General features: G+C 43.4%; 23 protein-coding genes, 1 pseudogene and 1 other annotated feature. Of the genes and pseudogenes, 20 read left to right on the top strand and 4 right to left on the bottom strand.

Annotated features, from left to right (window positions below):
* Window positions 1-389 precede the first annotated feature (389 nt).
* From rplA to recR, 13 genes and pseudogenes are all read left to right on the top strand, one after another.
* Window positions 390-1,076 (top strand): 50S ribosomal protein L1, encoded by a 687-nt coding sequence (rplA, locus tag LR957_RS01355; RefSeq protein WP_232273262.1) that lies wholly within the window; start codon window positions 390-392, stop codon window positions 1,074-1,076.
* Window positions 1,077-1,888: 812 nt separating this feature from the next.
* On the top strand, window positions 1,889-2,215 hold the full coding sequence (locus tag LR957_RS01350; protein WP_232273196.1) for a WhiB family transcriptional regulator: 327 nt from the start codon (window positions 1,889-1,891) through the stop codon (window positions 2,213-2,215).
* Window positions 2,216-2,252: 37 nt separating this feature from the next.
* Window positions 2,253-2,390, top strand: a sequence feature (ribosomal protein L10 leader region).
* A gap of 59 nt (window positions 2,391-2,449) precedes the next feature.
* Complete coding sequence (gene rplJ / locus LR957_RS01345) at window positions 2,450-2,974, top strand: 50S ribosomal protein L10 (RefSeq protein WP_129744986.1); 525 nt, start codon at window positions 2,450-2,452, stop codon at window positions 2,972-2,974.
* 65 nt (window positions 2,975-3,039) lie between these two features.
* Complete coding sequence (rplL, locus tag LR957_RS01340) at window positions 3,040-3,417, top strand: 50S ribosomal protein L7/L12 (protein WP_129632638.1); 378 nt, start codon at window positions 3,040-3,042, stop codon at window positions 3,415-3,417.
* Window positions 3,418-3,666: 249 nt separating this feature from the next.
* The gene (locus LR957_RS01335) at window positions 3,667-4,182 is read left to right on the top strand and encodes a hypothetical protein (RefSeq protein ID WP_232273195.1); all 516 of its coding nucleotides are present in this window, start codon (window positions 3,667-3,669) and stop codon (window positions 4,180-4,182) included.
* Between the two features lie 5 nt (window positions 4,183-4,187).
* The gene (locus LR957_RS01330) at window positions 4,188-5,063 is read left to right on the top strand and encodes a DUF2797 domain-containing protein (protein WP_232273194.1); all 876 of its coding nucleotides are present in this window, start codon (window positions 4,188-4,190) and stop codon (window positions 5,061-5,063) included.
* A gap of 47 nt (window positions 5,064-5,110) precedes the next feature.
* Entirely contained in the window at window positions 5,111-5,344 is a 234-nt protein-coding gene (locus LR957_RS01325; protein ID WP_232273193.1) for a hypothetical protein, read from the top strand.
* 118 nt (window positions 5,345-5,462) lie between these two features.
* The gene (locus LR957_RS01320) at window positions 5,463-5,738 is read left to right on the top strand and encodes a hypothetical protein (protein ID WP_232273192.1); all 276 of its coding nucleotides are present in this window, start codon (window positions 5,463-5,465) and stop codon (window positions 5,736-5,738) included.
* 97 nt (window positions 5,739-5,835) lie between these two features.
* Window positions 5,836-7,173, top strand: a pseudogene (dnaX, locus tag LR957_RS01315) (DNA polymerase III subunit gamma/tau); the annotation flags it as partial.
* A 110-nt stretch (window positions 7,174-7,283) separates the two neighbouring features.
* Window positions 7,284-8,636, top strand: a complete 1,353-nt coding sequence (dnaB, locus tag LR957_RS01310) for a replicative DNA helicase (RefSeq protein ID WP_232273190.1) — start codon at window positions 7,284-7,286, stop codon at window positions 8,634-8,636.
* Between the two features lie 21 nt (window positions 8,637-8,657).
* Window positions 8,658-10,118: a glycosyltransferase family 39 protein gene (locus LR957_RS01305; protein ID WP_232273189.1), complete on the top strand. Its 1,461-nt coding sequence runs from the start codon at window positions 8,658-8,660 to the stop codon at window positions 10,116-10,118.
* 32 nt (window positions 10,119-10,150) lie between these two features.
* On the top strand, window positions 10,151-10,441 hold the full coding sequence (locus LR957_RS01300) for a YbaB/EbfC family nucleoid-associated protein (RefSeq protein WP_129635271.1): 291 nt from the start codon (window positions 10,151-10,153) through the stop codon (window positions 10,439-10,441).
* A gap of 4 nt (window positions 10,442-10,445) precedes the next feature.
* Window positions 10,446-11,063 carry a recombination mediator RecR gene (recR, locus tag LR957_RS01295; RefSeq protein WP_232273188.1) on the top strand — a complete coding sequence of 206 codons (618 nt, stop codon included), beginning with the start codon at window positions 10,446-10,448 and terminating at the stop codon, window positions 11,061-11,063.
* 70 nt (window positions 11,064-11,133) lie between these two features.
* Here the strand turns inward: recR and LR957_RS01290 are convergent, their stop codons facing one another.
* Complete coding sequence (locus tag LR957_RS01290; protein WP_232273187.1) at window positions 11,134-12,201, bottom strand: PKD domain-containing protein; 1,068 nt, start codon at window positions 12,199-12,201, stop codon at window positions 11,134-11,136.
* 208 nt (window positions 12,202-12,409) lie between these two features.
* Between LR957_RS01290 and LR957_RS01285 the strand changes: the two genes are divergently transcribed.
* From LR957_RS01285 to cysS, 3 genes are all read left to right on the top strand, one after another.
* Entirely contained in the window at window positions 12,410-13,390 is a 981-nt protein-coding gene (locus tag LR957_RS01285) for a DHH family phosphoesterase (protein WP_232273186.1), read from the top strand.
* Between the two features lie 210 nt (window positions 13,391-13,600).
* On the top strand, window positions 13,601-14,185 hold the full coding sequence (locus LR957_RS01280) for a hypothetical protein (RefSeq protein ID WP_232273185.1): 585 nt from the start codon (window positions 13,601-13,603) through the stop codon (window positions 14,183-14,185).
* 142 nt (window positions 14,186-14,327) lie between these two features.
* On the top strand, window positions 14,328-15,761 hold the full coding sequence (gene cysS, locus LR957_RS01275) for a cysteine--tRNA ligase (RefSeq protein ID WP_232273184.1): 1,434 nt from the start codon (window positions 14,328-14,330) through the stop codon (window positions 15,759-15,761).
* Between the two features lie 40 nt (window positions 15,762-15,801).
* On the opposite strand, the gene LR957_RS01270 is transcribed toward cysS, so the two are convergent.
* Genes LR957_RS01270 through LR957_RS01260 form a run of 3 tightly spaced genes read right to left on the bottom strand, consistent with a single transcriptional unit; the run spans window position 15,802 to window position 18,912 of the window.
* A complete protein-coding gene (locus LR957_RS01270; protein ID WP_232273183.1) occupies window positions 15,802-16,935 on the bottom strand; it encodes an AI-2E family transporter in 1,134 nt (377 codons plus the stop codon).
* 2 nt (window positions 16,936-16,937) lie between these two features.
* On the bottom strand, window positions 16,938-18,170 hold the full coding sequence (locus tag LR957_RS01265) for an ABC transporter permease (protein ID WP_232273182.1): 1,233 nt from the start codon (window positions 18,168-18,170) through the stop codon (window positions 16,938-16,940).
* Complete coding sequence (locus LR957_RS01260; protein ID WP_232273181.1) at window positions 18,163-18,912, bottom strand: ABC transporter ATP-binding protein; 750 nt, start codon at window positions 18,910-18,912, stop codon at window positions 18,163-18,165. Before LR957_RS01260 ends, LR957_RS01265 begins: the two co-directional genes overlap by 8 nt.
* Window positions 18,913-18,975: 63 nt before the next feature.
* On the opposite strand from LR957_RS01260, the gene LR957_RS01255 reads away from it, so the two are divergent.
* The 4 genes from LR957_RS01255 to LR957_RS01240 all read left to right on the top strand — a co-directional run bounded on the left by LR957_RS01255 (window position 18,976) and on the right by LR957_RS01240 (window position 23,713).
* Window positions 18,976-19,644 (top strand): response regulator transcription factor, encoded by a 669-nt coding sequence (locus LR957_RS01255; RefSeq protein ID WP_232273180.1) that lies wholly within the window; start codon window positions 18,976-18,978, stop codon window positions 19,642-19,644.
* A complete protein-coding gene (locus tag LR957_RS01250; RefSeq protein WP_232273179.1) occupies window positions 19,641-20,591 on the top strand; it encodes a sensor histidine kinase in 951 nt (316 codons plus the stop codon). The genes LR957_RS01255 and LR957_RS01250 overlap by 4 nt, the downstream gene beginning before the upstream one ends.
* 77 nt (window positions 20,592-20,668) lie before the next feature.
* Window positions 20,669-21,127: a GreA/GreB family elongation factor gene (locus LR957_RS01245; protein WP_232273178.1), complete on the top strand. Its 459-nt coding sequence runs from the start codon at window positions 20,669-20,671 to the stop codon at window positions 21,125-21,127.
* A 69-nt stretch (window positions 21,128-21,196) separates the two neighbouring features.
* Complete coding sequence (locus LR957_RS01240; protein WP_232273177.1) at window positions 21,197-23,713, top strand: cation-translocating P-type ATPase; 2,517 nt, start codon at window positions 21,197-21,199, stop codon at window positions 23,711-23,713.
* Window positions 23,714-23,716 lie beyond the last annotated feature (3 nt).

Genomic DNA, 23,716 nt, shown 5'->3' with positions numbered 1-23,716 from the left:
ATCAATGCTGGGAGGTAGATTCGCCGGAGAGTCCCGAATCGCCGTTCGTACCACAGAAAGGATTTTTTATGGCAAAGAAAGCCGAGTTGCTAGAAAAAGCAGCAGAACTAAAACTAGAAGTCAGCGAAAAAAACACAATTGCTGAAATTGAAGCAGCAATTACAGAAGCTACAGACGCAAGCAAATCTCACGACAACAAAGATAAAGACGTTGTCGCTGAGCGCGAAGCTACCGTCGCTAAGTCCGGTAAGCGCAGCCAAAAAGCTCTTGACGAAGCTGCTGAAAAAGCAGAGAAGGAAGCTCGCAAGGAAGCTGGCGACACCACTCCACAGTCTGACGATGCTGAGGCTCACATAAAGAAGGGCCCAAAGCCAGTTACTCGTCCACGCTTGGAGCGCCGCGGTAAAAAATATCAGGACGCCGCAAAAAACGTTGAAAAGAACAAATTGTACAGCTTAGACGAAGCTTTGAAATTGGCCACTGAAACCAGTCCAGTCAAGTTCGACGCTAGCGTTGAAATCCACATCCGCTTGGGTGTCGACCCACGCCAAGCTGACCAAAACATCCGCTCAACCGTAGCGTTGCCACACGGTACAGGTAAGGATGTTCGCGTAGCAGTTTTTGCACCAGAATCAGAACACGCTGCCGCTAAAAAAGCTGGCGCTAACATCATTGGCGATGAAGAATTCCTAAGCCAATTGGATAAGGAAGAATTGAACTTCGACATTTTGGTTGCAACTCCGCAGTACATGCCAAAGCTTGGTAAATACGCACGTTTGCTTGGTCCACGCGGTTTGATGCCAAATCCAAAGTCAGGCACCGTTGCTACTGATGTCGCTAAAGCCGTTTCTGAAGCAAAAGCCGGAAAAGTTGAATACCGCGTTGATAAGCAAGCCATTGTTCACTTGTCAATCGGCAAGGTATCATTCGGCACTGAAAAATTGTCAGAAAACGCACGCGCATTCCTAAGCAGCTTAAACTCTCAAAAGCCATCCAGCTTAAAGGGTGTTTACATTAAGAGCGTCGCAGTCGCTACAACCATGGGCCCTGGCATTAAGGTAGAGAACTCTTTGTAATCTTTACAGCCCAGCAATTAATCCCGTCAATTTTGGCGGGATTTTTTATTAGACTGTTGCTTTTTTCCTATTTTATGCTAAAATAGTAAAGTCCAATCAATTGCTGATGTGTATTTTCTTTACTTTCCAGCATAGTTGGACAGTGAACTTTTACATCAGCCATCTACCACTGAAAGGTAAAGCTATGGCTACCAAGCCAAGGAAGCGAATTCCGCTGAGGGTCGCATTACTGGCGACTATCATCGGACTAATCTGCACACTGTCTCTCTTCGGAGAGACGTCGCAGGCGGCCTCTTCAATGGAGGCGGAGACATGCGAGGGGAAGGGTTGCATTGAGTGCGATCCTTCCATTAAGCAGTGCGTGCCTCCGACACCACCGGCACCCACGCCGGAACCGAGTACGCCGGCTCCCACGCCTAGCGTGACGCCGGAACCTCCGGCATCTACACCGAGTCCGGAACCGAGTGCACCAGCACCGAGTCCGGAACCGAGTGCACCAGCACCGAGTCCGGAACCGAGTCCGTCGACAACTCCGGCACTGGGGTTGGCGAAAACCGGAGCGTCGTCCGCCAATCTACCCTGGATTACACTCGTCTTGGGTGCTCTGGGGTGGGGTGCGTGGAACAAGGCGCAACAGCGCCGTGTCTGAAACGCTCCTAGTCGAGGGGTGCTAGCCCAACCCGCTAGCACCCCTCGGGCGCCAACCATAGGTAGTAAAAGTTCAACACCCGCTCTAATACAGAGCGGGCTTTCTCTTTGATTAGACATGGAGATCTATTGATTTTATTACGCTATTATTGTAAAATAATAATATGTCAAAATTGAATAACGAGAGTCTACTAGAAGGCGCCGAATGCGCGAAACTAGCCCCTGAAAAAGCTGATCGTTTATTTTTCCAGACAAACCCAAACACCCCAGGCCAAGATTTAAGAGGGGTCAGAAAAACAGAAGCCGTGGAAGCTGCCATAGCCATGTGTCGAAAATGCCCAGTCTTAAAGCAGTGCTTAGAATATGCGCTCCAACACCCAGAATCTACAGAATATGGAATTTGGGGAGGTACGACTCCCCCTCAACGCAGAAGAATATCACGATTAGGCAAAAATGCGATAAAAAAGGCGACTGAATCGGCTGGAAAATAATCACCATAACTCTTGTCTTTCGTTGTCATTTCTGCTACAATGGTCTGGAACATTACCAAAGACAGTGGCGACTTGGAGTAAAACAAGTGTAAAAATGCCACCGAGGGATGAAACTGACAGTTTTATTTGACGTCTTTGGTAGTGCGAGAATCAAAGACGTTTTTTTGATTCTCCATTACCGCACGTTAACAAATTGGCACATAACAAATTAACTCAATCAAAGAAAGGATTTTTATGGCAATTTCACGCGATAAAAAACAAACTTTGGTTGCTGAACTGACAGAGCTATTAAAAGACGCTAAGGGCACGGCTTTTGCTCGATATCAAACCCTTACCGTTGCCGACCTACAAGAACTACGCAAGGCAGCTCGCGAAGCGGGCGTTACCATCAAGGTTGTTAAAAACCGATTGGTACGCGTAGCTCTTCAGGAAATCGATACTTACAAAGAAACCGACACCAGCTTATTGGTTGGTCAATTGGTTTACGCCGTAAGTACCGAAGATGAAGTTATGCCAGCAAAGGTATTGGACACGTTTGCAAAAACACATCCAGCATTACAACTTGCAGGTGGCTTCTCAGGCGAAGGCTTGGCAATTAGCGAAGCTGACGTTAAAGCATTGGCAGGCCTACCAAGCAAAGACCAGCTCGTTGCTCAAGTGGTATCACAATTGCTATCACCAGTACACGACACAGTCAACGCGCTTGGCGGCAATTTGCACGGACTTTTGGACGGCATCGAAGCCAAAGCTACTGCTTAAGTTTAGCAATCAACACTAGTAACGTTGCAATCATCGCAACAATATAATAATAAAGGAGAATATCAATGGCTGATATTAAGAAATTGGCTGAAGAACTTGTAAAATTGACAGTTCTAGAAGTTAACGAATTGAAAAATCATCTTAAAGAAGAATACGGCATCGAGCCAGCTGCTGCAGCTGTCGCTGTTGCTGGTCCAGCTGCTGGTGGTGACGCCGCTGCTGCTGACGAAAAAACTGAGTTCACAGTTACTTTGAAAGACGCTGGTTCTCAGAAGGTTGCAGTCATCAAGGCTGTTAAGGAAATCACTGGCCTAGGTCTAGGTGAAGCAAAAGCTATCGTTGACGGCGCTCCAGCACCAGTCAAGGAAAAAGTTTCTAAAGACGAAGCTGAAGCTGCAAAGAAAACTTTGGAAGACGCTGGCGCTACTGTCGAGCTTTCATAATTTGTTATATAACGCCAATTTGTTTCGTTTAATCACCGTCCACTATGGGCGGTGATTTTTATGTCGCCAATCTTAATATCACGAACCGCACATCATTTTCAAGAGTAAAATTTGCAACACTTTTTTGCTCGTATCTTATAGTGCTGTGGAAAATTAGATAAAAATAGATAACGCGACTTGATAGAAATGTAAGGATATGCTATATATTAGTTAAGTATTATAAAAATAGACAAAGGAATTGCGAGAACCATGTCTGAATTACCAGAAAAGCAAATTAAGCGTCTAAGGACACTTATTCAAGAGGCGGAAACCAATTTGGCTGCCGCAAAAGAATTATTGATTAGTATTATTGGCGACGATGGTCAAGTTGTTACGCCAAAAACTTCGTCAGATAACGTATCAGGAAAGATTATCGAGGGTGTATTTGACGGACAAATGATGCTCAGTCCTGATGGCAAAAATTACCCAATCCCAGCCAACTACGCTTCGAAGTCGAAGCTGGTTGAAGGCGACTTGATGAAATTGACAATCGCTGAAGATGGCAGCTTTATCTATAAGCAAATCGGTCCTGTGCCACGAAAGCAGATTATCGGAACGCTCGTCCAGCACGACGGAATTTACTATGTCGAGGCTTCCGGCCGTGAATATCGTATTTTACTTGCTAGCGTAACTTATTTCCGAATTAATGTTGGTGACCAAGTTACAATCATCATTCCTGAAGACAATCCTGACGCGACTTGGGCTGCTGTCGAAGCTGCATTGTAAATATTATGCTACCGAGCGAATTTCTGCTCAGTTACGCAAGTTTTAATGCTGGCAATAAGCCATTCGTCGAATGTCAAGTTGGCGATAAAATTGAGCGTCATGAATTATTCGAGCAAAATTTGTCTCTTGAGTTTGATTTTTCTGTCAAATACTGCACAGGTTGGGTGGATTTTGAGAATCGCTGTAGCCAAATCTGCCCAGACCACGCCACGGTTGATGAAAAATATGAAAATTGCCTAAAATGCCGCAACAAAACTGGCTTTAATCCAGCATTTTATAACGTCAGTTCGGTGTCAGCACAGCAGGAAAAGATTAACCAAAACCCGCACTTTGTCTATCTGGCATATTTCGCGCCGAACGTCATAAAAGTTGGAATCTCGCAAGAAGAGCGTGGAATTCGAAGATTGTTGGAGCAAGGAGCGCGATTAGCTATAAAATTAGAAACATTTTCTTCGGCATTGATCGCCAGGCAGTACGAGGCGAAAATTTCTAAGCTGGACGGAATAGCTGAAACTCTGCCAGTTCATAAAAAGATGGAATTGATAAAACTACCTTTTGACCGTGCAGCCGGCGAGAGAGAATTGCGACAAAAATTACTTGAAATTGAGCAGAAAATTGGCGTGTTGTTTCCGAAATCCGAAATAATTCCTTGTGAAGATTATTTTCAAACCGCTGGCGTCGATTTGTCTCGTGTCGTTTTAATGAAGAATTACAGTCAATTGGTTGGACACGTACGCAGTGTCATCGGCTCAATTGTCATCACTGACTACGACGGTCAGCTGCTGGCTTACAACATTAAAAAGCTTATTGGCTATCGGGCGCAAAAAGTTGATAGAGAAATTGAGCTGGATTTACCAACCGAGCAATTAACGTTATTTTAAAATACAAAAAATTACCATTTATTTACCTAACTCCAGAAGGAGTTATCATGGCTTACTTCGACGGACAGCCTGCTATTGTGTACATGTCTGGAGGACAGATCAGTGCCTATTACGGAGGCATCAGTCCTGGACATGGACACGTCAAAGCCACAGGTGGACCCCTGGGCAAGAATACCGTCTATTGGAGGCTGCCTGAGAGCAAGGGCGGTCAGGTTATTGTAGACAACTCATGGGAAACCATGAACGGCAACGATTTGCGCGATCACCTCACTGATTTCTGAGCCATAAGACCTGGATATGTCTGAAAACTGTCCATCTTACCTGATATAATTTCATAACAATTACTCAAATTTTGTATTTCCGTCGGTAGTTTTTGAAGCATTTCCAATTCTCGAAAAATTGGGTTATGTTCGACAATTCACACCACTGATACCACTTAGTCCAGATACGACTTTTCATCTATTCGGCGGTAAGGATGGATACTTTCTTATACTAGTTATGACCGACTACGCCGGCCCAATAGATCAGAGCCGAGAACTAAAGAATATTTCTGGTGAATATGCGTTTGAGTTTACTAAGCTCATCAAGCCGCATAGCAATGATGAATATATTGAGATAAAAGAAAATGACGAGATACTTGAAGATCCAACCGTGTCAGACCCTAATAGTTACTAACGTTTTTATGTCGCCGAAACAAAACACAAAATCGATCTGCGCTATCCATAAAAAATGCCGTTTTCTGCTATAATTATCTCATGAGGAGCATGAGGGGATGAGTCAGGCGCTATATCGTAAATATCGCAGTCGCAGTTTGGATGAAGTTTTAGGTCAAGATCACGTGACTAGTATTTTACGTCAAGCGTTAGGGCAGGGAAAAATTGCTCATGCGTACTTGTTGACCGGACCGCGTGGCGTGGGAAAAACTAGTGTAGCACGAATCTTGGCACACGAAATCAATCACTTACCATACGACGAAAATTCTTCACATCTGGATATTATTGAAATTGACGCAGCCAGCAATAACGGTGTTGACGACATTCGAGCCTTAAGGGAAAAGGCTCAAGTCGCGCCTGTTTCTGCGCCGAAAAAAGTTTATATCATCGACGAAGTTCACATGCTGTCAAAACCAGCATTTAACGCGCTATTAAAAACCTTAGAGGAACCGCCAGAGCACGTTGTATTTATCCTCGCCACAACCGACGCGGACAAACTTCCAGCCACTATTCTTAGTCGCGTCCAACAATTTTTCTTCCGCCCAATTCCGACGGAAATTATGACGCGCCAATTAATGAATATAGCGAAGAAAGAGGGATTCGCAATTGAAGAGGATGCTGCCAGGTTAATTGCTGAGCGCTCCCGTGGCGGATTCCGTGACGGTATTAGTACGCTTGACCAATTGTCAATTTTAGCAACTCCAGACCAGCCGCTGACCGCGAGTATGGTTACCGAATATTTGGGACTGAGTGACACGATGATGCTCGGAAATTTGTTGGATTCATATCCATCCGACGACAATGAGAAAGTCTTAAACATCTTTCAGGAATTAGAAAATAGCGGTGCGAATTCAGTTGTTGTATCGCATCAATTATTATCGATTGCTCGCAATAGGTTACGAAAAAATCCGAATCTTATTGGGCTGGTTCAACAACTGATCGAGGTTGATCGACACCCACACCCAGACTTGAAATTATTGACGATATTCATGAATAGCAATTCTCAGCCAACAGAAAAGCCAGTCGCGACAAAGAAAGATACAACTCAAGCTGCGTCCCAAAAACCTGCCGCAAAACCAACGCCAATTAAGCCCGCAGAGTCAGCAAAACCGACCGAAAAGCCGATTAAAAAAGAAGAAAAATCCGCCGAGCCAGCAAAAAAACCCGCCGCAAAACCAAAGAAAACTGACGCGCCAATAGAGCTAAATTGGGAAAAAGTCATTGAAAGAGCGAAGGAAAAATCCCTCGGGCTGGTGTCATTATTGCAGAAAAGCCAGTGGTCGTTTGACGGTGAAAAATTGACAATTTACGCAGGTTCCGCGTTTTATAAGAAAAAGCTGGACGACGCGAAAAACAAACCATTGATCTCAGAAATTATCTCAGAAGAAACTGAGATAGATTTGGAAATTGATATAATTGGAGAGAAGAAACCGCCAGAGGACGAAAAATTGGCGGAAATTGCAGAATTAATGGGTGGTGGCGAAGAAGTTAAGCTGGAGGATATTTAATGGCAGATAAAAGTGAAGAAGTAAAAGGGAAGATACCGCCACAAAATTTAGACGCGGAAAAGAGTTTGCTTGGGGCGGTTTTAATTGACGAGGAAGTTTTGGCGGACGCCGCAGAAATTACTCACCCTAGCGATTTTTACGACAAGAATCACGGGCTGATTTTCGCTGGAATGATGCGGCTATTTGAAAAACACAAGCCTGTCGACCTTCTGACCCTAACCGACGAATTGAAGCGAAAGGACGAACTGGAATTGGTTGGCGGCTCGGCATATCTAACAGAGCTAACAAACTACGTCCCAACGGCAGCACACGCATCGGCTTACGCGGAAATGATTGCGCAAGCAGCAGTTCGCAGGCGCCTAATAAAAGCGAGTGGTGATATTTCTGAACTTGGCTATGACGAATCGACGACCACGCAGGAATTATTAGAGAAGGCCGAAGCTGAACTTTTCAGCGTATCAGACCAATCAACCAAGCAAGATTTGGTCAGTCTGGAAAGTATTCTGACGGATAGCTTTGATCGAATTGAAGAGCTCAGCAAAAATAAAGGTTCTCTCAGAGGAGTTCGCACTGGATATCGCGATCTGGACAACATGACCGCTGGCTTACAAAAATCGGACTTGATTATTCTGGCAGCTCGTCCAGCCATGGGTAAGACAACGCTGGTGACGAATTTGGCTTATAACGTGGCAACAATTGAAAAGAGTCCCGTCCTATTCTTCAGTCTGGAGATGAGTAAGGAACAGCTGGTCGACCGTATGCTGGCAGATGCATCGGGTGTTGATAGCTGGAATATTCGCACCGGAAATCTGAGCGACGAAGATTTTGCTAAATTGTCTGAAGCTATGGGTGAAATGGCTGAGGCGCCAATTTACATCGATGACACACCGGGGCTGTCAGTTTTGGAAATGCGCACTAAAGCGCGTCGAATTGCCCACGAAAATCCATTAGGGCTAATTATCGTCGACTATTTGCAGCTTATGCAGGCCAACGGAAATCACAATGGAAACCGCGTTCAGGAAGTTTCGGAGATTTCCCGCGGACTGAAGCTTATTGCTCGCGAATTGAACGTGCCGCTAATTGCCCTGAGTCAGTTGAGCCGTTCTGTCGAATCTCGTACGCCGCCAATTCCACAACTAGCTGACCTGCGCGAATCCGGTTCCATTGAGCAGGACGCCGACATCGTAAGTTTTATTTATCGCCCTGGATATTATGAGCCAGACAACCCAGAAGTACAGAATATTACAGACTTAATCATTGCTAAGCACCGTAACGGCCCAGTTGGCAAAGTTCAATTGTACTTCCACCCAGAGCGCCTACGCTTTATGAGTCTGGATCGCAAGCATGAATAGAATTGTGTTATAATCGTACCAATGAAAAAGCAAAAAGTTACCGATATATTCTTTTACCGATGGCGCTACGTTTTCGGCTATACGCTGCTGGCGCTGCTATACATAGGGGCTATTATAATTTCCGCATTGCACGTGCCAGGAGGTTTGTCGCAAGCAGAAATCAACATGGTCAATACAACAAATCACTTGAACTTCAGCATCGAAGGAGTGGCCGTCACAAACTTACCATTTCACCTTCTTCAATTGTTATTCTTCAAGCTGTTCGGCGTCAGTTTATTAACAATTAAAACGCCCGCCGTAATCCTTTCAATCGCCAGCTCCGTTGCTATTTTCTTCCTCTTAAAGCGCTGGTTTAAGCCGTCCACAACGATTCTATCGTTATTAATCATGGCAACGACTGGTCAATTTTTATTCATCGGTCAAAGCGCAACTGTTGGCATTTTATACATCTTTTACACCGCGCTAACTTTACTTTTTGCCACATTAATTCTCCAGAAAGCCCATAACGCCTCTATTTGGCGAATCAGCTTAGCCATCACCACGGCACTCAGTCTCTTCACTCCGTATTTTTGGTATATCAATCTGGGGCTTCTGATCATCGCCTTTCTACATCCGCATCCACGCTATTTCCTCATCTCCCGAAAACACCGTAAGTCTTGGATTGTGCCGTCCGCCATTTTATTCGCGATTGGTTGTGCGATTAGTTTTCTTTGCTATAAATCTCACGCGCTATTTTACAACCTCATCGGTATCAACGGCCTAAGTTTTGACATCATCGCAAACCTCAGGACTTTATATTACACATACATCCGCATTTTTCCAGCAGTCGTAGGGAACCAAATCACACCAATTATGGACATCAACGCAATGGTGTTAATCGGACTAGGACTATTCCGCAGTTTCCAAAAAATCTCCAGCGCCCGCTCGTTTATGATTTGGTCGTGGCTAATCTTAGCATTAGCGCTACTCATCTTCCAGCCAAGCCTCACTCCGATAATTATTATCCCGTTATTTATACTCTTGGCGGTCGGATTGGAATCTCTAATGAACATGTGGTACGGGCTTTTCCCGCGCAATCCATACGCTCGCGGCACAGGACTGGTTCTTATATCAATGCTAATCATCGTTATGGTGGTGGGTGGCAGCTTCCGCTATATTGACGGTTATCGTTATTTCCCAGAAGCAGTTTCACGCTTTAACAAAGATTTATCTCTACTCCGTAAAAATACCGCGCCGACAGATTCATTCTCGCTATTAGTCAGCAGAGAAGAGTCACCAATTTACGAAGCACTTAAAAAGCACAGCTATCACCAAATATCAATTATTCACACAGCGCCAGCAAACGTCGGGCAGACTTTATATGTGAGCCATGCCGCAAAATCACAAGTTCCTAAGAGCTATCAAGGCCACGTATCGTCCATTTTGGTGAACGATCATAAAGACGGTGACCGCTTCTATATCTACACATCCGACCGCAAATAGGGTATAATTGTAAGTGTTAAATAAGGAGGAATATGGCGTTTGATCAGGTAAAAATGCTGCAACAATTACGCAAAGCACAGAAACAATTAGGTAAAGAAATCATCGAAGTTGAGGCTGGCGATGGCGCTGTGATCGTACAAATCACTGGCGAGTTAAAGATCAAGTCTGTAAAGATTGACCCAGAAATGGTTGATTTGGAGAATATCGAAGAGTTAGAACACTGGATCGAAATCGCAGTTCGCGATGGCATGACAAAGGCTCAGGAAGTTGCTGCTGAAACTATGAAGCCATTGATGGGCGGCCTAGGCAACTTGCCATTCTAAAGTCATGTCAATCGATATTTTACCAAAGGCGTTGACGGCTTTAATTGATGATTTTGGTAATTTGCCTGGAGTTGGACCGCGTACGGCTGAAAGATATGCTTACGCGGTTTTACGCCGTAATCCCAAATCCGCAAAGCAATTAGCGCATTCATTAGACCGATTGCACGACCGCGTAAAAACCTGCCCGAAGACATTTGCGTTAATCGACTCAGATGACGATGTGTCGCCTTTATACGCAGATTCGAATAGGAATAAAAAACTCGTTTGTGTGGTCGAGGAGCCGCTAGATATTGTCGCCATAGAAAGGACAGGGCAGTTTACGGGGACATATCACGTCCTAGGTGGAGTTATCTCACCAATTGACAATATCGGGCCAGAACAATTGCATATCCCAGAATTAATTGAGCGTATAAAAACAGACGACGTTCAGGAGATTATTATTGCTACGAACGCTTCAGTTGAGGGTGAGTCTACTGCACTATTCTTACAGCGCTACATCCAAGAAGCTGGATTAAGTATAACTATCACACGCTTGGCTAGAGGTATTCCAGTCGGCGTTGACCTTGAGTATGCAGATCAAATTACACTGACGCACGCACTAGAAGGTCGAAAACAATTATAGACTCAACAGCTTCATCCCCAATAAAAAATACCCGCTATCTCAGCGGGTATTTCGTTGCTAGCTTAGCTTATTACATTTGGCGGCGGCTAGCGATGTAAGCGATAGTAGCTGTAGTTAGTCCACCTAGGCCTAGTGCTGACATGATCACGTCACTTGCACCAGTCTTTGGCAATTCTGGGCTAGGTGTTGGTGTTGAAGGGGTGTTTGGTGTAGGAGTAGGAGTTTCCTTACATTCGTCCAAGTTAGTCTTGTGAATCTTTTCGTTAAACTCTTCCTTCTTAATCTCCTTAGTGTACTTCTTGCCACCTTCTTCAATTACACAAACGATCATTTTTGGCTCTGGTTTGACAACTATAGTCTTTGTACAGCCTTCACTCTGTCGCTTAACTTCACCAGTTTCTTTACCGTTGACAGTTACAGTAACTTTGTAGTTGCCTTCTTTTGCGTAAGTGTATTGAATTTCTGATGAGTTAGTTGTCTTGATGTTGTTATCACCGAAGTTGTATGTGTAGCTGGTGATAGATGCGCCACCCTTGGCAGTTGCCTTAACGCTGAACTTAAAGGTGTTACGAGAAATTTCAGTTACCTGCAAAGCGTCACATGTTAGAACAGGCTTTGCTGGAGGTGTTGTTGGATTACCCCAAACTGGGTTACCACAGTCTTTAATCACACCAGTGATGAATGAACCACTATTATCAAACCATGCATACATCTTGTAGCTCTTAGGTCCGTCAACAAAGCTCTGACCTGTTGTGTACTGATAGTATGAATATCCGTTTGATGTCTTGTAGCTACGTTGTGGCTGAGGCTGACGAGTACCAGCTTTAGACTGTACTGTTATAGCATTTGTAGCTACAACACGACCGTCAACTGTAATATTACCATTGGCATCAACTACACCTTCACGCATATTTGAGCCACCTTGAACCATAGTATCAGTAATATACCACTGTTTATATAGTTCTTTAATTTCTGTACGACTGTATGCTGTTTGCAATTCTGACATAGAATGTGTACCACAGTATACAACGTTAAAACTGTTACAGCCGGCAGCCTGTGAAGGTGATGCCAACCAGATTCCACCGAGCATAGCAAATCCCAGAGAGATAGCGATACCGATTTTCTTAAATTTGTTCATAAAAACTCCTCTTTTCCAGCCCTATCTTCAGGCTTTATGTCCTCATACTAGCACAATCTTTATATTTTGTCAATAATAATTTATAAAAATGTTTATGTTTTTTCGATTGCGCAGTACTTTTAATAGTCCATAACATATTATACCACTTATGTAATTAAAAACAATGTATATCATATTAGAGTAAAAATCATTTGTTATAATAAATAATATGCTAGATACAGCTAAACAATTCATTCAATCCGCAAACAATATAGTTATTATTCAAGCCGAAAATCCCGACGGCGACAGCCTGGGCTCAAGCTTGGCGCTGGAAGAAGTCCTAAGCGACCTAGGGAAGACTGTTACTTTATATTGTCCAGTAGATATACCGAAATATCTTCATTATATTCGCGGTTGGGATCGAGTACAGAACGACTTTCCGTTTCAAGCCGACGCCGCGATAATTGTCGATACAAGCGCGGATGTGCTTCTCAGCAAGGTATTAGAAACTCCTGGAGCGCGACATTTCTTGAAAACGCACCCGACTCTGGTTATCGATCATCACACAGCCGAATCGACACTTAGCTTTGATCATATTATGTTATCAGAAACCGTCGTGGCGACCGGGGAATTGCTGTATAAACTGTTCAAGCATTCCGACTGGAAGATAAATCCTCAGGCGGCTGAAGATTTATTGATAGCTATTATGAGCGATAGCCTGGGGCTTACTACACAAAACACTACGGCTCAGACTTTTCATACGGCGGGAGAACTCACAGAGCTGGGCGCTTCCAACGCGGAAATTGAAGAACGACGACGCGAATTTATGAAGAAATCGCCAGAAATTTTGGCGTACAAGGGAAAATTAATCGAGCGAATCGAATATTTATTAGACGGACAATTGGCACTGGTGCATGTGCCATTTGAGGAAATCCAAATCTACAGCGACGCCTATAACCCTGGAGCGTTGATTGGCGACGAACTGCGGCTGGTTGAAGGCGTGGCGCTTAGTTGCGTTATTAAAACTTACCCTGACGGCAAATTAACTGCGCGCTTAAGAGGTAATTTGCCAATCGCCGACACCGTAGCTGGATATTTTGGCGGTGGCGGTCATCCGTATGCGGCAGGATTCCGCGTATATGAAAGCTATGATGAAATCGTCCGAGAATTAGTTACAGCGACGGATAAGGCTCTACCAGAAGCAGAATAGTATTGACATTTTATTCTATTAGTGATATAAATAATATCAGCTTTCGTTGATAAGTTGAGTAAATTATTATCCGAAAGCGTACTTTGACAAACAGCTACACACAAGGCGAGTTTCTATTCCTTTTGTAAAATTTCAAAGAGGAGTGGAATCTCGCTTTGTGGTAAATTGCCACTTAGCCCTCCATGGGGGCGAGAAGATAGGAAAGGGACCATGCAGGATCAGGATGCGCTGGTTCTCGGAGACAACTACGTACAGGGGGTATTTTACACCCCCTCACGTGGACATCGAGGAGCTTTTCATGTAAAGCTCGACGACGAGGGCTTTGCTCTTGCCGTCGAGATGACGCAGATCATTGGCGAACTTTATACAAGGAACGAGACCAACAATATCTTATACGATATTCAAGGTTCGCTCTTCACAATTTTGTCTGCAGCAAATATGCTACAGGCAAACTACACTCCTAACACGCAACAAGTGTCAGAAGCCATGGAGTTCCTAAACACTGCTATTCCCGACTTCGCGAATGGCTCAGAGCAAGGATGGCGTACAGAGGCAACAATCCGAGAAGTCTTCTCGAAGATCTCCACATACGCCCTCAGGTTTATCCTGGACTCCATGAGCACTACACTCAAGGAGATCCAGGATGACGAAGGTGATGTGCTAGACCTCGCCTTTCTGATTGGGGATATCGCATCCCTCCTGTCTGTGAGATATCTTATTCCTCTCCCTCTGAGGAATAAGCTTGAAGATCTCAAGAACGCTTGCTTCAACCTGGAGGTTGAAAACGAAGAGTAGTCTTCAGAAAAAGTGGCAAGCTGCACTTTAGCAGTGTTTTAGTAGCTGTTTGTCACTTTTCCTTGAAATTATTAAGTCCCAACTGGGGCTGTTTTTTATGTCAATTTTGAAAAACCAGCCAGAGTGCCGTACAATAGAACTAATGATAAAACTCTATAACACGCTCACTAGACGAAAAGATGAACTGAAACCACTTGACGAAGAAACGGTCAAGTTTTACACCTGCGGTCTAACAGTTTATTCGCAACCGCATATCGGCAACTGGGTTGGCTATATTTACTGGGACGTGTTGGTGCGATTGTTACGCTGGCAAGATATTCCCGTTGTTCGAACGCAAAACATCACTGACGTTGGACATTTGACAAGTGATGACGATAACGGCGAGGACAAAATGGAAAAAGGTGCGCGCCGTGAGGGGAAGACTGCTTGGGACGTAGCGGAAAGATATATTTCCATAGCCAATCACGAGGCTTACGACGTGCTGAAATTGATAAAACCAGATTACTTGGTGCGGGCGACGGATTATATTCAGCAGCAGATTGACTTCGCAAAAGGACTGGACGAAAAAGGATTTTTATATAAAATCGACGGCGACGGCATGTATTTTGATACGTCGCTTTTGAAGGATTACGGAAAATTAGCACGGCTGGACGTGGCGGGCCTGGAAGCTGGCGCCAGAGTGAGCGTTGAAGGAAAGCGCAATATTACCGACTTCGCCGTATGGAAATTTTCGCCCAAAAATGCCAAGCGCGATATGGAGTGGGACAGTCCGTGGGGAGTCGGTTTTCCTGGCTGGCATCTGGAATGTTCGACAATTGCCCGTGAAACACTTGGGGATTCTATTGATATTCACGCGGGCGGAATTGATCATATTCCAGTTCATCACACGAATGAAATTGCTCAGAGTGAAAGTCTGACTGGAAAGCAATTTTCTCAGATTTGGCTACATAATAATCACATAAAAGTCGACGGCCGGAAGATGAGCAAATCACTGGGTAATATTATTACACTGGAAGATATTATTTCGCGAGGGTTTAGTCCGATGGCGTTTAAGCTGGCGATTCTCAGCAAGCATTATCAAACGGAGGGAAATTTTACCTGGGAAATCCTGGAAGCAGCGCAGGCGCGATTGAATCATTGGCGGGATTACGCGGTTCTGAGACATCAGACTCACGACACGCTGGAAGATGACGATGATAAGGACGAGCAGGACGATTCGGTTTCGTTATTAGCGGGACGTCAGGCGTTGGTCGAGAAATTGAACGACGATTTGGATACTCCAGGCGCACTAGCATTGATTGATGAAGTATTTTCAAAGTTGGATCATACGTCGCTTGATAAAATTCATCGACAGAGTTTAGTGCAGTTTATTGATGAGATCGACGAGATTTTAGGGCTAGATTTGGCTGAGTCTACGCCTGATATTACTGACGATTTGAAGAGATTGATCATCCAGAGGCATCAAGCACGCGCAGAGAAAAATTGGGAAGAATCCGACAGAATTCGAGATGAACTTCTTCAGGCTGGCGTTGCCGTTCGTGATACGCCAAGCGGCAGCATTTGGACATGGAAATAGCCCGCTAGATTCAACGGGCTATATTTTTTCTCTGCGTTAATTACTCTTCGTTTTTCAATTTCTTAACTAATTTATTAAGCGGTTTTTCGCTTTCAACGCGCTTAGACTTGGCTTGCTCTAAGTAATTGTCCAGTAAAACCTTCACGACGCCAGCGGCTGGAATGGCAACCAAACCGCCCAGTAGACCGCCGACATACAAGCCAATTGTCACCGCCACCAAAACCGTTAGGGCGGACAATTCAACCTTCTTTGATTGAATAGAAGGAGAAACAAAGTTATTTTCAATTTGCTGATAAACAACGAAATAAATTGCGTAAATAATACCAGCTGTCATGTTATTAAAGAACAGTAGCAGAGATATCAACGCGCCAGCAATAGTTGCGCCAAACATCGGAATTAGCGTCAACACAAATGTCGCCATAACGGTGAGCATTGCTAAATTGGAATTTATGACAGGGAATGTCAAACTCAGCACAAACACCACGAAACCTGACAATATCGCATCAATTCCAGAAACCGTCAATTGTCCAGAAACATATCCCGTAATCACGTTATACATTCGGCCAACCAGCTTCTTATGACGCTCCATTTTTTCTTCGTCGTTATATAATCCCCACAAACGCTTCACCCAAGTTGGACCCTCGAGGAGCATCAGGAATGACAGCACCAACACCAAGAATAGCGAGCCTAAGAATGACGCCAAAGAGCCAACGCTGGACAATAGATTCGTGCCGACGCTCGTAGCCCAAGACGAAGATTGCTGCTTGATGTTTTCCATCATCGAATCGACCTGTGGGCGCAAATTGTTCTTATCAATAAAATCATTGACGCCACGCCACTGTGAACTTGCTTGGTCAATTATACTCGGAATGCTTTCGACAAATTTGGCAGATTGTTGGACAATTGGCGGAATAACAAACCAGACCACACAACCCAAAAGCAGAACCAGCGTCGTATACGCCAGCGCCGTGCCGCCCAATCGGCTTTTTCCAGGAAGCTTCTTAGCAATTGCCGCAACCGGACGATTCAACGCCAACGCCAAGAACAGGGAAATTCCCAGTAAAACCAGCGCGTCCTTTGCGGAATAAATTGCCAAACCAGCCAGACCAAAGCCCATCACGACCAGCCAAAATCGCACAAATGTTTTCGTGTCTATCTCTATACGTACTTTCATAATTAAACTTTACCAGCTTTTCGGCGTGTTCGCAACGCCGACAGAGATAATTTACTATCATAAGACATCGCGCCGTAACGGAAAACGCGCACGGATAACCACATAACAAACACTGCCGTAGCGACCAAAATTGCCGTACCGAGCAGAGCTTCCCAAATTGGCAAATTGCCTATTGCGTTTCGTAATAACAATGGAATCGGCGCAGTGAATGGAAATAGCGACAAGAACTTAACGAAGAAATAATCAGGGAAGGAAACAAACGCCGTGATTCCGTAAAATGGACCAATGAATAACATAATCACAATTCCGAACCACTGGCTGGCTTCTTTGGCGGTCGGCATCATCGCACCCAAAGTCACCAACATTCCCGTAAATAAAGTGAAGCTTGCGGAGAAAATTATGATCGCCAGACCAATTCTCACAGGATCAAATACGAGTGCACTCAAGTCTAGATTAGGCAATTGCAGCTTCGAGCCAAATGCCAAATATCCCGCCAAAACTGGCAAAACAATTACCAAAATCTGAATCAAAGCCAACACCATCAAAGACAGAATTTTACCCGTAATTAAAGTATCAGTTTTAACGGTCGTAAGCAGCATTTCCACCGTGCGATTTTCTTTTTCCTCGGTAGTGCTAATAAGCATTTGATTGCCAAAAATACTGATGAGAATGAACAAAACAGCCAAAAACATTCCAGGCACAATCATCTCATTAATGCCGCCATGCTCTTTTCCGTCCAGATATGTGGTTGATGACAATTGGACTTTGTCACGTAAAATCGCAACTTGTGCTGGGCTGACGCCGCTTGCTACTGATTGACTCAATAAGCTCTGCGCCACCGCACCATATTTTCCGTTTTGGAATAACCCAACATCTTTACCGTAAACTTCGACCTTTTGCTTACTCAAATCCCTTGGAAAATAAATATACGCATCAACCTTATTATTTTTTACGTCGTCAATTCCAGATTCTTTCGATTTGGCGGTTTTAGCTTTAATTGCTGCCAGTAATTCTGGCTTTACCAATTTCGAATCGTCCGTGACTTCCAGTGAAAATTCTTGCTTTTCCAGATTTTTTGACGCTTCAATAGTCGTGCTTTGCGACCAAAACATAATGCCATACAGCACGCCAATCAACAAAGGGAATCCCAAGGCCGTCAACCAAAACGTCGGTTTCTTCAGTGTTCTAAGCGTTTCAAATTTGAAAACCGTCCCCAAATTATGCATTTTACTCATCACTCAACTCCTTCGCTTCGCCGCCGTAAACTTGGACGAAAATATCATCCATTGACGCGCCGCCAAATTGTTTTTTCACTTCTTCCAATGTTCCATATGCTGCTGCTTGACCATCCTTCAATAAAATCAAGCGATCGCACAATCTTTCAACTTCCTCCATCTGGTGTGTAACGTAAATAATTGTCGCGCCAGCTTTTCGCTGCTCCTCAATTATATTCATTAACAAACGGCGATTCACCGGATCAAATCCTTTGGCCGGCTCGTCCATAATCAACAGTTCGGGATCACCCATAATTGTTACGCCGAGCTGGATTTTCTGCTGCTGTCCGCCAGATAATTTATCAAGTTGCGTATTAGCCTTGTCGCTCAAATTGACACGCTCCAAAAACTTCAGAGAGAAATCCTTAGCTTCTTTGCGACTCAAGCCTTTCAATTGACCAAAGTAAAGCATCACGTCTAAGACTTTTTCTTTTTTATACAAACCGCGTTCCTCAGGAAGATATCCAAGGCGAATCTGACTTTCCACCGAATATGGCTTGCCGTTTATCAATAAATCGCCCGCAGTCGGCTGGTATAGTCCAAGCAGTGCGCGCAACGTCGTAGTTTTTCCCGAGCCATTACTTCCCAAAAAACCAAAAACTTCACCGCGAAAAACATCGAAACTCAGATCTTTAATGACAGTTTTATCACCAAAACTCATCTTAAAATGACGAATCTCAACCATTTTTTTATTATCTGGCATACGCCTCCTTTTCTTTAAATAAAATTATAACACTTAGCACGGGAAAAAAGATATAATATAAATATGCGACTGTTGGTTATTGAGGACGAACGAAAAATTGCAAGGATCATAACCGAATCTTTGAAGCGCGAGAAATACGCGGTTGATGCGGCGTACAACGGAGAAGAGGGTTTTAATTTGGCGGATAGTCAACCATATGATTTGTTGATTGTCGATCGAATGTTGCCGGGATTAGAAGGCGTGGAGATTGTTAAAAAATTGCGCGAGAATGGGAAAAATATGCCAATTCTGTTTCTAACGGCGCTGAGCACGACCGAAGATAAAACGCTCGGGCTAGACGCGGGAGCTGATGATTATTTGACTAAGCCTTTTGCAATTGATGAATTGTTGGCGCGAGTGCGAGCTTTACTTCGTCGCCCACCGATTAGCCAACCAGACGTTCTGCAAATTGACGATTTGAAAATTGACAAACAACAACATACAGTAGCTCGCGCAGGAAAAATTATCGACCTCACAAGCAAAGAATATGCGCTGCTGGAATATTTGATGCAACATCCAAATCAGACTCTCAGTAAAGAAACGCTGATTGATCATGTTTGGGATTTTGACGCTGATATTTTGCCGAATAATGTAGAGGCATACATAAAAAATCTGCGCCAAAAAATCGACAAACCGTTCAAAAAACAATTAATAAAAACCGTGCGCGGCTTCGGTTATAGGATTGAATCATGAAAATTTTTACTTCAGCAACAATTAAGTTGGCGGGCTGGTATTTGATGATTTTGATGATCGTCAGTTTGCTGTTTAGCAGTATTATTTTTCAGGTGGCGCGCTCGGAAGTTGATGCGCAAATTCATAAAATTATCGTTCAAAGGAAGGGCGATTTTCCTGCAATTAATTTGTCAGAGAGAATAGATAATTCAACTCGGAATCTTTTGATTAGTTTGGGCTATATAAATCTTATCGTTCTGCTCGCTGGCGGTTGGTGCTCATATTTATTAGCGAAAATCACTTTGCGGCCGATAGAAACCGCCCACAAAGCTCAATCGCGATTTGTTGCCAATGCCAGCCATCAGCTCCGAACACCTTTGGCAATTATGAAAGCAGAAACTGAATTTGCGCTAAAAAATCGGAAGGCGAATAAGACGGAACTTACAGAAACTTTGGAAAGTAATTTGGAGGAAATAAATAAGTTGACCGAACTTACGGCGATGCTTCTGGAGTTATCACGGACGGAAAATAAGTTGGCACTGGAAGATAAAAGTTTCAATTTGACGGAATTGATATCCGAACTCGTTCGCGAACGGAAAGCCGAAGCGCGAGTTCAAATGAATTGCCCAGAACACATAAATATTCCGCTTCATCACACCGCCACGCGAGAATTGTGCGCGATTTTGCTCGACAATTCGTTGAAACATAGCCCGAAAAATTCTGTGGTAAAAATTCACATTATCCCATCGAAACAAAACATTACCGTCAACTTCATCAACGACGGCACAATTTCACAACAAACTCTGCCACACGTCTTTGAACGATTTTTCCGCGGTAGCCAAAGCACAAAAGGCTACGGATTAGGATTGCCATTAGCGGAACAATTGACAAAAGCGCTCGGCGGACAAATCTCTGTTAGCACCTCAAAAAACTCAACCATTTTCACAATTTCCTTGCCGATTCTGTAAATTTTCAGCTATTTTTCAGAATTAGATGTTGTAATAGGATTGTTGATTGGCAAAATTGCCGATCCGAAAGGGGAAGTATGAGTACAACATTTTTAAGTAAAAAAGGATTTAAGGAACTGCAAAAGGAAATTTCTGGGCTAGAGATTTCAGAGAAAGCGCTCACGTTAGAATTGAAGGAAATTGGGCGCGCCAAATCACGTGATGACAAATTACGCCGCAACGATGTAATTACACAGCTGGAAAATATTCAATCAAAAATCTTTATGAAGAAGGATATTTTGCGCCACGCCAAGCCGCTGCCAAGGAAACGCGATCGATTGAAAATCGCTATAGGCTCAGTCGTGGATTTGATGGATCAGCAGGGAAAAATTTTCCACTATACGTTAGTTCATAGTCTGGAAGCAAACCCTCTGGACGGGCGAATTTCCGTGGATAGTCCACTAGGAAAAAGCTTGCTGAACCACAAGAAATCCGAAACTGTTTCCTGGAAAAATGGCTTGGTGACCAAGCAATTACAGGTTATCAATATTAGCTAATCTCAATTGTCCACCACGACAGTTTAGCTCTCACTAGCGAGTGAGAGCTTTTTTTCATATAATAAGCATATGCTTTTCTACAATTTATCAATCGACGAAACATTGAAGAAGCTAGGGTCGCACGGTAACGGCCTAACAGTAAGTGAGGTAAAAAAATACCAGAAGAAATTTGGAGAAAACGTTATCAAGATCCAAAGTGAACCACTTTGGCGAAAAATCATTGAGCCATTTGCTGACATTTTTTCGCTAGTATTAATGTTGGCGGCAATTGTTAGTATTATTCACAATGAAATCATCGACGCTGTTATTATAATTATAATATTGGTTATTTCCGCTATCATTTTTTACGTGCAACGATTTTCAACCGATCGAGTACTTAGGAGCTTGTCTCGACACGATGCACAAAAAATCGATGTTTTAAGATCTGGAAAAATCATCTCCATCGATAGCTCAAAACTAGTTCCAGGCGATATTGTCAATTTATCTGAGGGAGAGAAAGTTCCAGCCGACATTCGATTGATGAAAGCGATAAATCTTCGCATTGACGAATCTCAATTAACCGGCGAATCAATTCCAATTAGTAAAAATAGTGATAAGTTAGACGGCGAGCAACAAATTTACGAGCGCACAAATATGCTTTTCCAAGGCTCATTTGTAGTATCTGGAATGGCAACAGGAGTAGTTACGGCAATTGGCAATCAAACAGAATTTGGGAATCTAGCTTCACTATCCAAAAAAGAAATCACCAAAAGCCCAGTTCAGCAAAAAATTGATAAACTAATAGCCAGAATTATTACGATTATTAGTGCCGTGGGTGCTGTAGCGTTTTGTTTAAGTTTATTGCGCGGAATGGACGTTCTAGATAGTCTAAGGTTTGTTATTGCACTTTCAGTAAGCGCTGTACCGGAAAGTCTACCAATTGCTATTTCTGTAGTGCTGGTCCTAGGAATGCGACGAATGGCGAAAAAGAAAGCATTAGTTCATCAAATGCGTGCAATTGAAACTATTGGCGTAATCACTACTATCGCAACAGATAAAACCGGAACTCTCACTAAAAACCTATTAACAGTACAAGAAACATGGACTCTTAAAAAACATAATAATCTTCCAGAATTAATGACATATTTTGTCAATCACGGCGATAGCAAAAGTCATGACCCGTTAGATATCGCACTAGATAATTTTTCTCGAAAAAATAACACAAAGGCACGTGGATTACCTGCAGCAGAATTACCGTTCAATCAAGAATTCTCAATGTCTGCCACAATCTGGCACAATGGTGTGAACTATAAAATATATTATAAAGGCGCACCAGAAGAAATTATCAAACGCTGCAAGTTAACAACAACAGATCTAAAACTTGCCAAAAAATCCATCACTGACCTAACGTCAAAAGGCTATCGAGTGGTAGGCTTGGCGACTAGTGAAAATTCAGAAATACCGACCGACTTTTCTAAAATATCACACCAAAAATTACAATTCACAGGACTCGTGGCGGTGGCTGACGTCTTGCGCCCAGAGGCTTCTCGTGCTATAAAATCGGCAATTTCAGCTGGCGTTTCGGTTCGAATGATCACTGGAGATCACTTTGAAACGGCATATCAAATTGGCAAAAAGCTAGGTATGGTTGAGAACCGAGAGGAGGTTTTTGACTGCCGAGAAATGTCAAAAATGACCGATGACCAATTAGATATGATAATTAAACAAACAAAGGTTTTTTCACGCGTCATACCGGAGCAGAAGTATCGTATTTTAACAATTTTAAAACGTCATAATATTACTGCCATGACTGGGGATGGAGTAAATGACGTTCCAGCTTTATCTGGAGCGGACGTGGGAATTGCTATGGGTTCAGGATCACATATCGCGAAAGATGCTGGTGCAATAATCCTTTTGGATGACAATTTCAAGACGATCATTGATGCTATGCGGGAAGGTAGAACGATTATTGCCAATATAAGGCGAATGTTGTTTTATCTACTGTCAACCAACACGGGTGAGCTGATTACAATGATAGGCGCGCTGCTAATTGGTATTAAAACACCCCTAGAGCCTGTACAGATTTTATGGGTCAATTTAGTTACCGACACGTCAATGGTAATTCCGCTCGGACTGGAACCTGCCGAAAAAAATATTATGAAACAGCTACCAAAGAATATCGACGCACCAATCTTAGATAAGGTTATGGTTTGGCGAATGGCTGTAGCTGCTGGAACTATGGCAGCAATAGCCCTGATTACTTATGTATTCTTTGAAAAGCATTACGGACACAATTACGCACAAACTCTGGCATTCATCTCCCTGGTGGTCAGTCAATGGGCAAATGCATTTAATGCTCGCAGCGACCAAGATTCCGTCTTCACACGCCTAAAAGTAATGAACCGAGGGTTTTATATTGGAATAGCAATGTCACTAACACTGCAGGCTTTGGTATTATTCGGACCACTTGGTGAAATCTTACACATTCATAAGGTTGACATTGCTCATATCGTTGTTGTTAACCTGTTGGCGCTAACCATTCCAATTGCCACCAGCGAAATCCATAAATGGTGGACCAGACGAAAATTAGCTGGTAGAGTGTTATAATAT

It is taken from the genome of Candidatus Nanosynbacter sp. HMT-352 (assembly GCF_021222645.1).
GTDB lineage: Bacteria > Patescibacteriota > Saccharimonadia > Saccharimonadales > Saccharimonadaceae > Nanosynbacter.
Note: the sequence above shows the minus strand (reverse complement) of the source record. Positions and strands in the feature narration are given on the sequence as shown.

Coding starts and splice junctions, on each gene's coding strand:
- LR957_RS01245 (WP_232273178.1), top strand. CDS start 20,669: ATGAGTACAACATTTTTAAGTAAAAAAGGATTTAAGGAACTGCAAAAG.
- rplJ (WP_129744986.1), top strand. CDS start 2,450: ATGGCAATTTCACGCGATAAAAAACAAACTTTGGTTGCTGAACTGACA.
- LR957_RS01335 (WP_232273195.1), top strand. CDS start 3,667: ATGTCTGAATTACCAGAAAAGCAAATTAAGCGTCTAAGGACACTTATT.
- cysS (WP_232273184.1), top strand. CDS start 14,328: ATGATAAAACTCTATAACACGCTCACTAGACGAAAAGATGAACTGAAA.
- LR957_RS01265 (WP_232273182.1), bottom strand. CDS start 18,170: ATGAGTAAAATGCATAATTTGGGGACGGTTTTCAAATTTGAAACGCTT.
- recR (WP_232273188.1), top strand. CDS start 10,446: ATGTCAATCGATATTTTACCAAAGGCGTTGACGGCTTTAATTGATGAT.
- dnaB (WP_232273190.1), top strand. CDS start 7,284: ATGGCAGATAAAAGTGAAGAAGTAAAAGGGAAGATACCGCCACAAAAT.
- LR957_RS01330 (WP_232273194.1), top strand. CDS start 4,188: ATGCTACCGAGCGAATTTCTGCTCAGTTACGCAAGTTTTAATGCTGGC.
- LR957_RS01300 (WP_129635271.1), top strand. CDS start 10,151: ATGGCGTTTGATCAGGTAAAAATGCTGCAACAATTACGCAAAGCACAG.
- LR957_RS01290 (WP_232273187.1), bottom strand. CDS start 12,201: ATGAACAAATTTAAGAAAATCGGTATCGCTATCTCTCTGGGATTTGCT.
- rplL (WP_129632638.1), top strand. CDS start 3,040: ATGGCTGATATTAAGAAATTGGCTGAAGAACTTGTAAAATTGACAGTT.
- LR957_RS01285 (WP_232273186.1), top strand. CDS start 12,410: ATGCTAGATACAGCTAAACAATTCATTCAATCCGCAAACAATATAGTT.
- LR957_RS01270 (WP_232273183.1), bottom strand. CDS start 16,935: ATGAAAGTACGTATAGAGATAGACACGAAAACATTTGTGCGATTTTGG.
- LR957_RS01255 (WP_232273180.1), top strand. CDS start 18,976: ATGCGACTGTTGGTTATTGAGGACGAACGAAAAATTGCAAGGATCATA.
- LR957_RS01250 (WP_232273179.1), top strand. CDS start 19,641: ATGAAAATTTTTACTTCAGCAACAATTAAGTTGGCGGGCTGGTATTTG.
- LR957_RS01325 (WP_232273193.1), top strand. CDS start 5,111: ATGGCTTACTTCGACGGACAGCCTGCTATTGTGTACATGTCTGGAGGA.
- LR957_RS01350 (WP_232273196.1), top strand. CDS start 1,889: ATGTCAAAATTGAATAACGAGAGTCTACTAGAAGGCGCCGAATGCGCG.
- LR957_RS01260 (WP_232273181.1), bottom strand. CDS start 18,912: ATGCCAGATAATAAAAAAATGGTTGAGATTCGTCATTTTAAGATGAGT.
- LR957_RS01240 (WP_232273177.1), top strand. CDS start 21,197: ATGCTTTTCTACAATTTATCAATCGACGAAACATTGAAGAAGCTAGGG.
- LR957_RS01280 (WP_232273185.1), top strand. CDS start 13,601: ATGCAGGATCAGGATGCGCTGGTTCTCGGAGACAACTACGTACAGGGG.
- LR957_RS01305 (WP_232273189.1), top strand. CDS start 8,658: ATGAAAAAGCAAAAAGTTACCGATATATTCTTTTACCGATGGCGCTAC.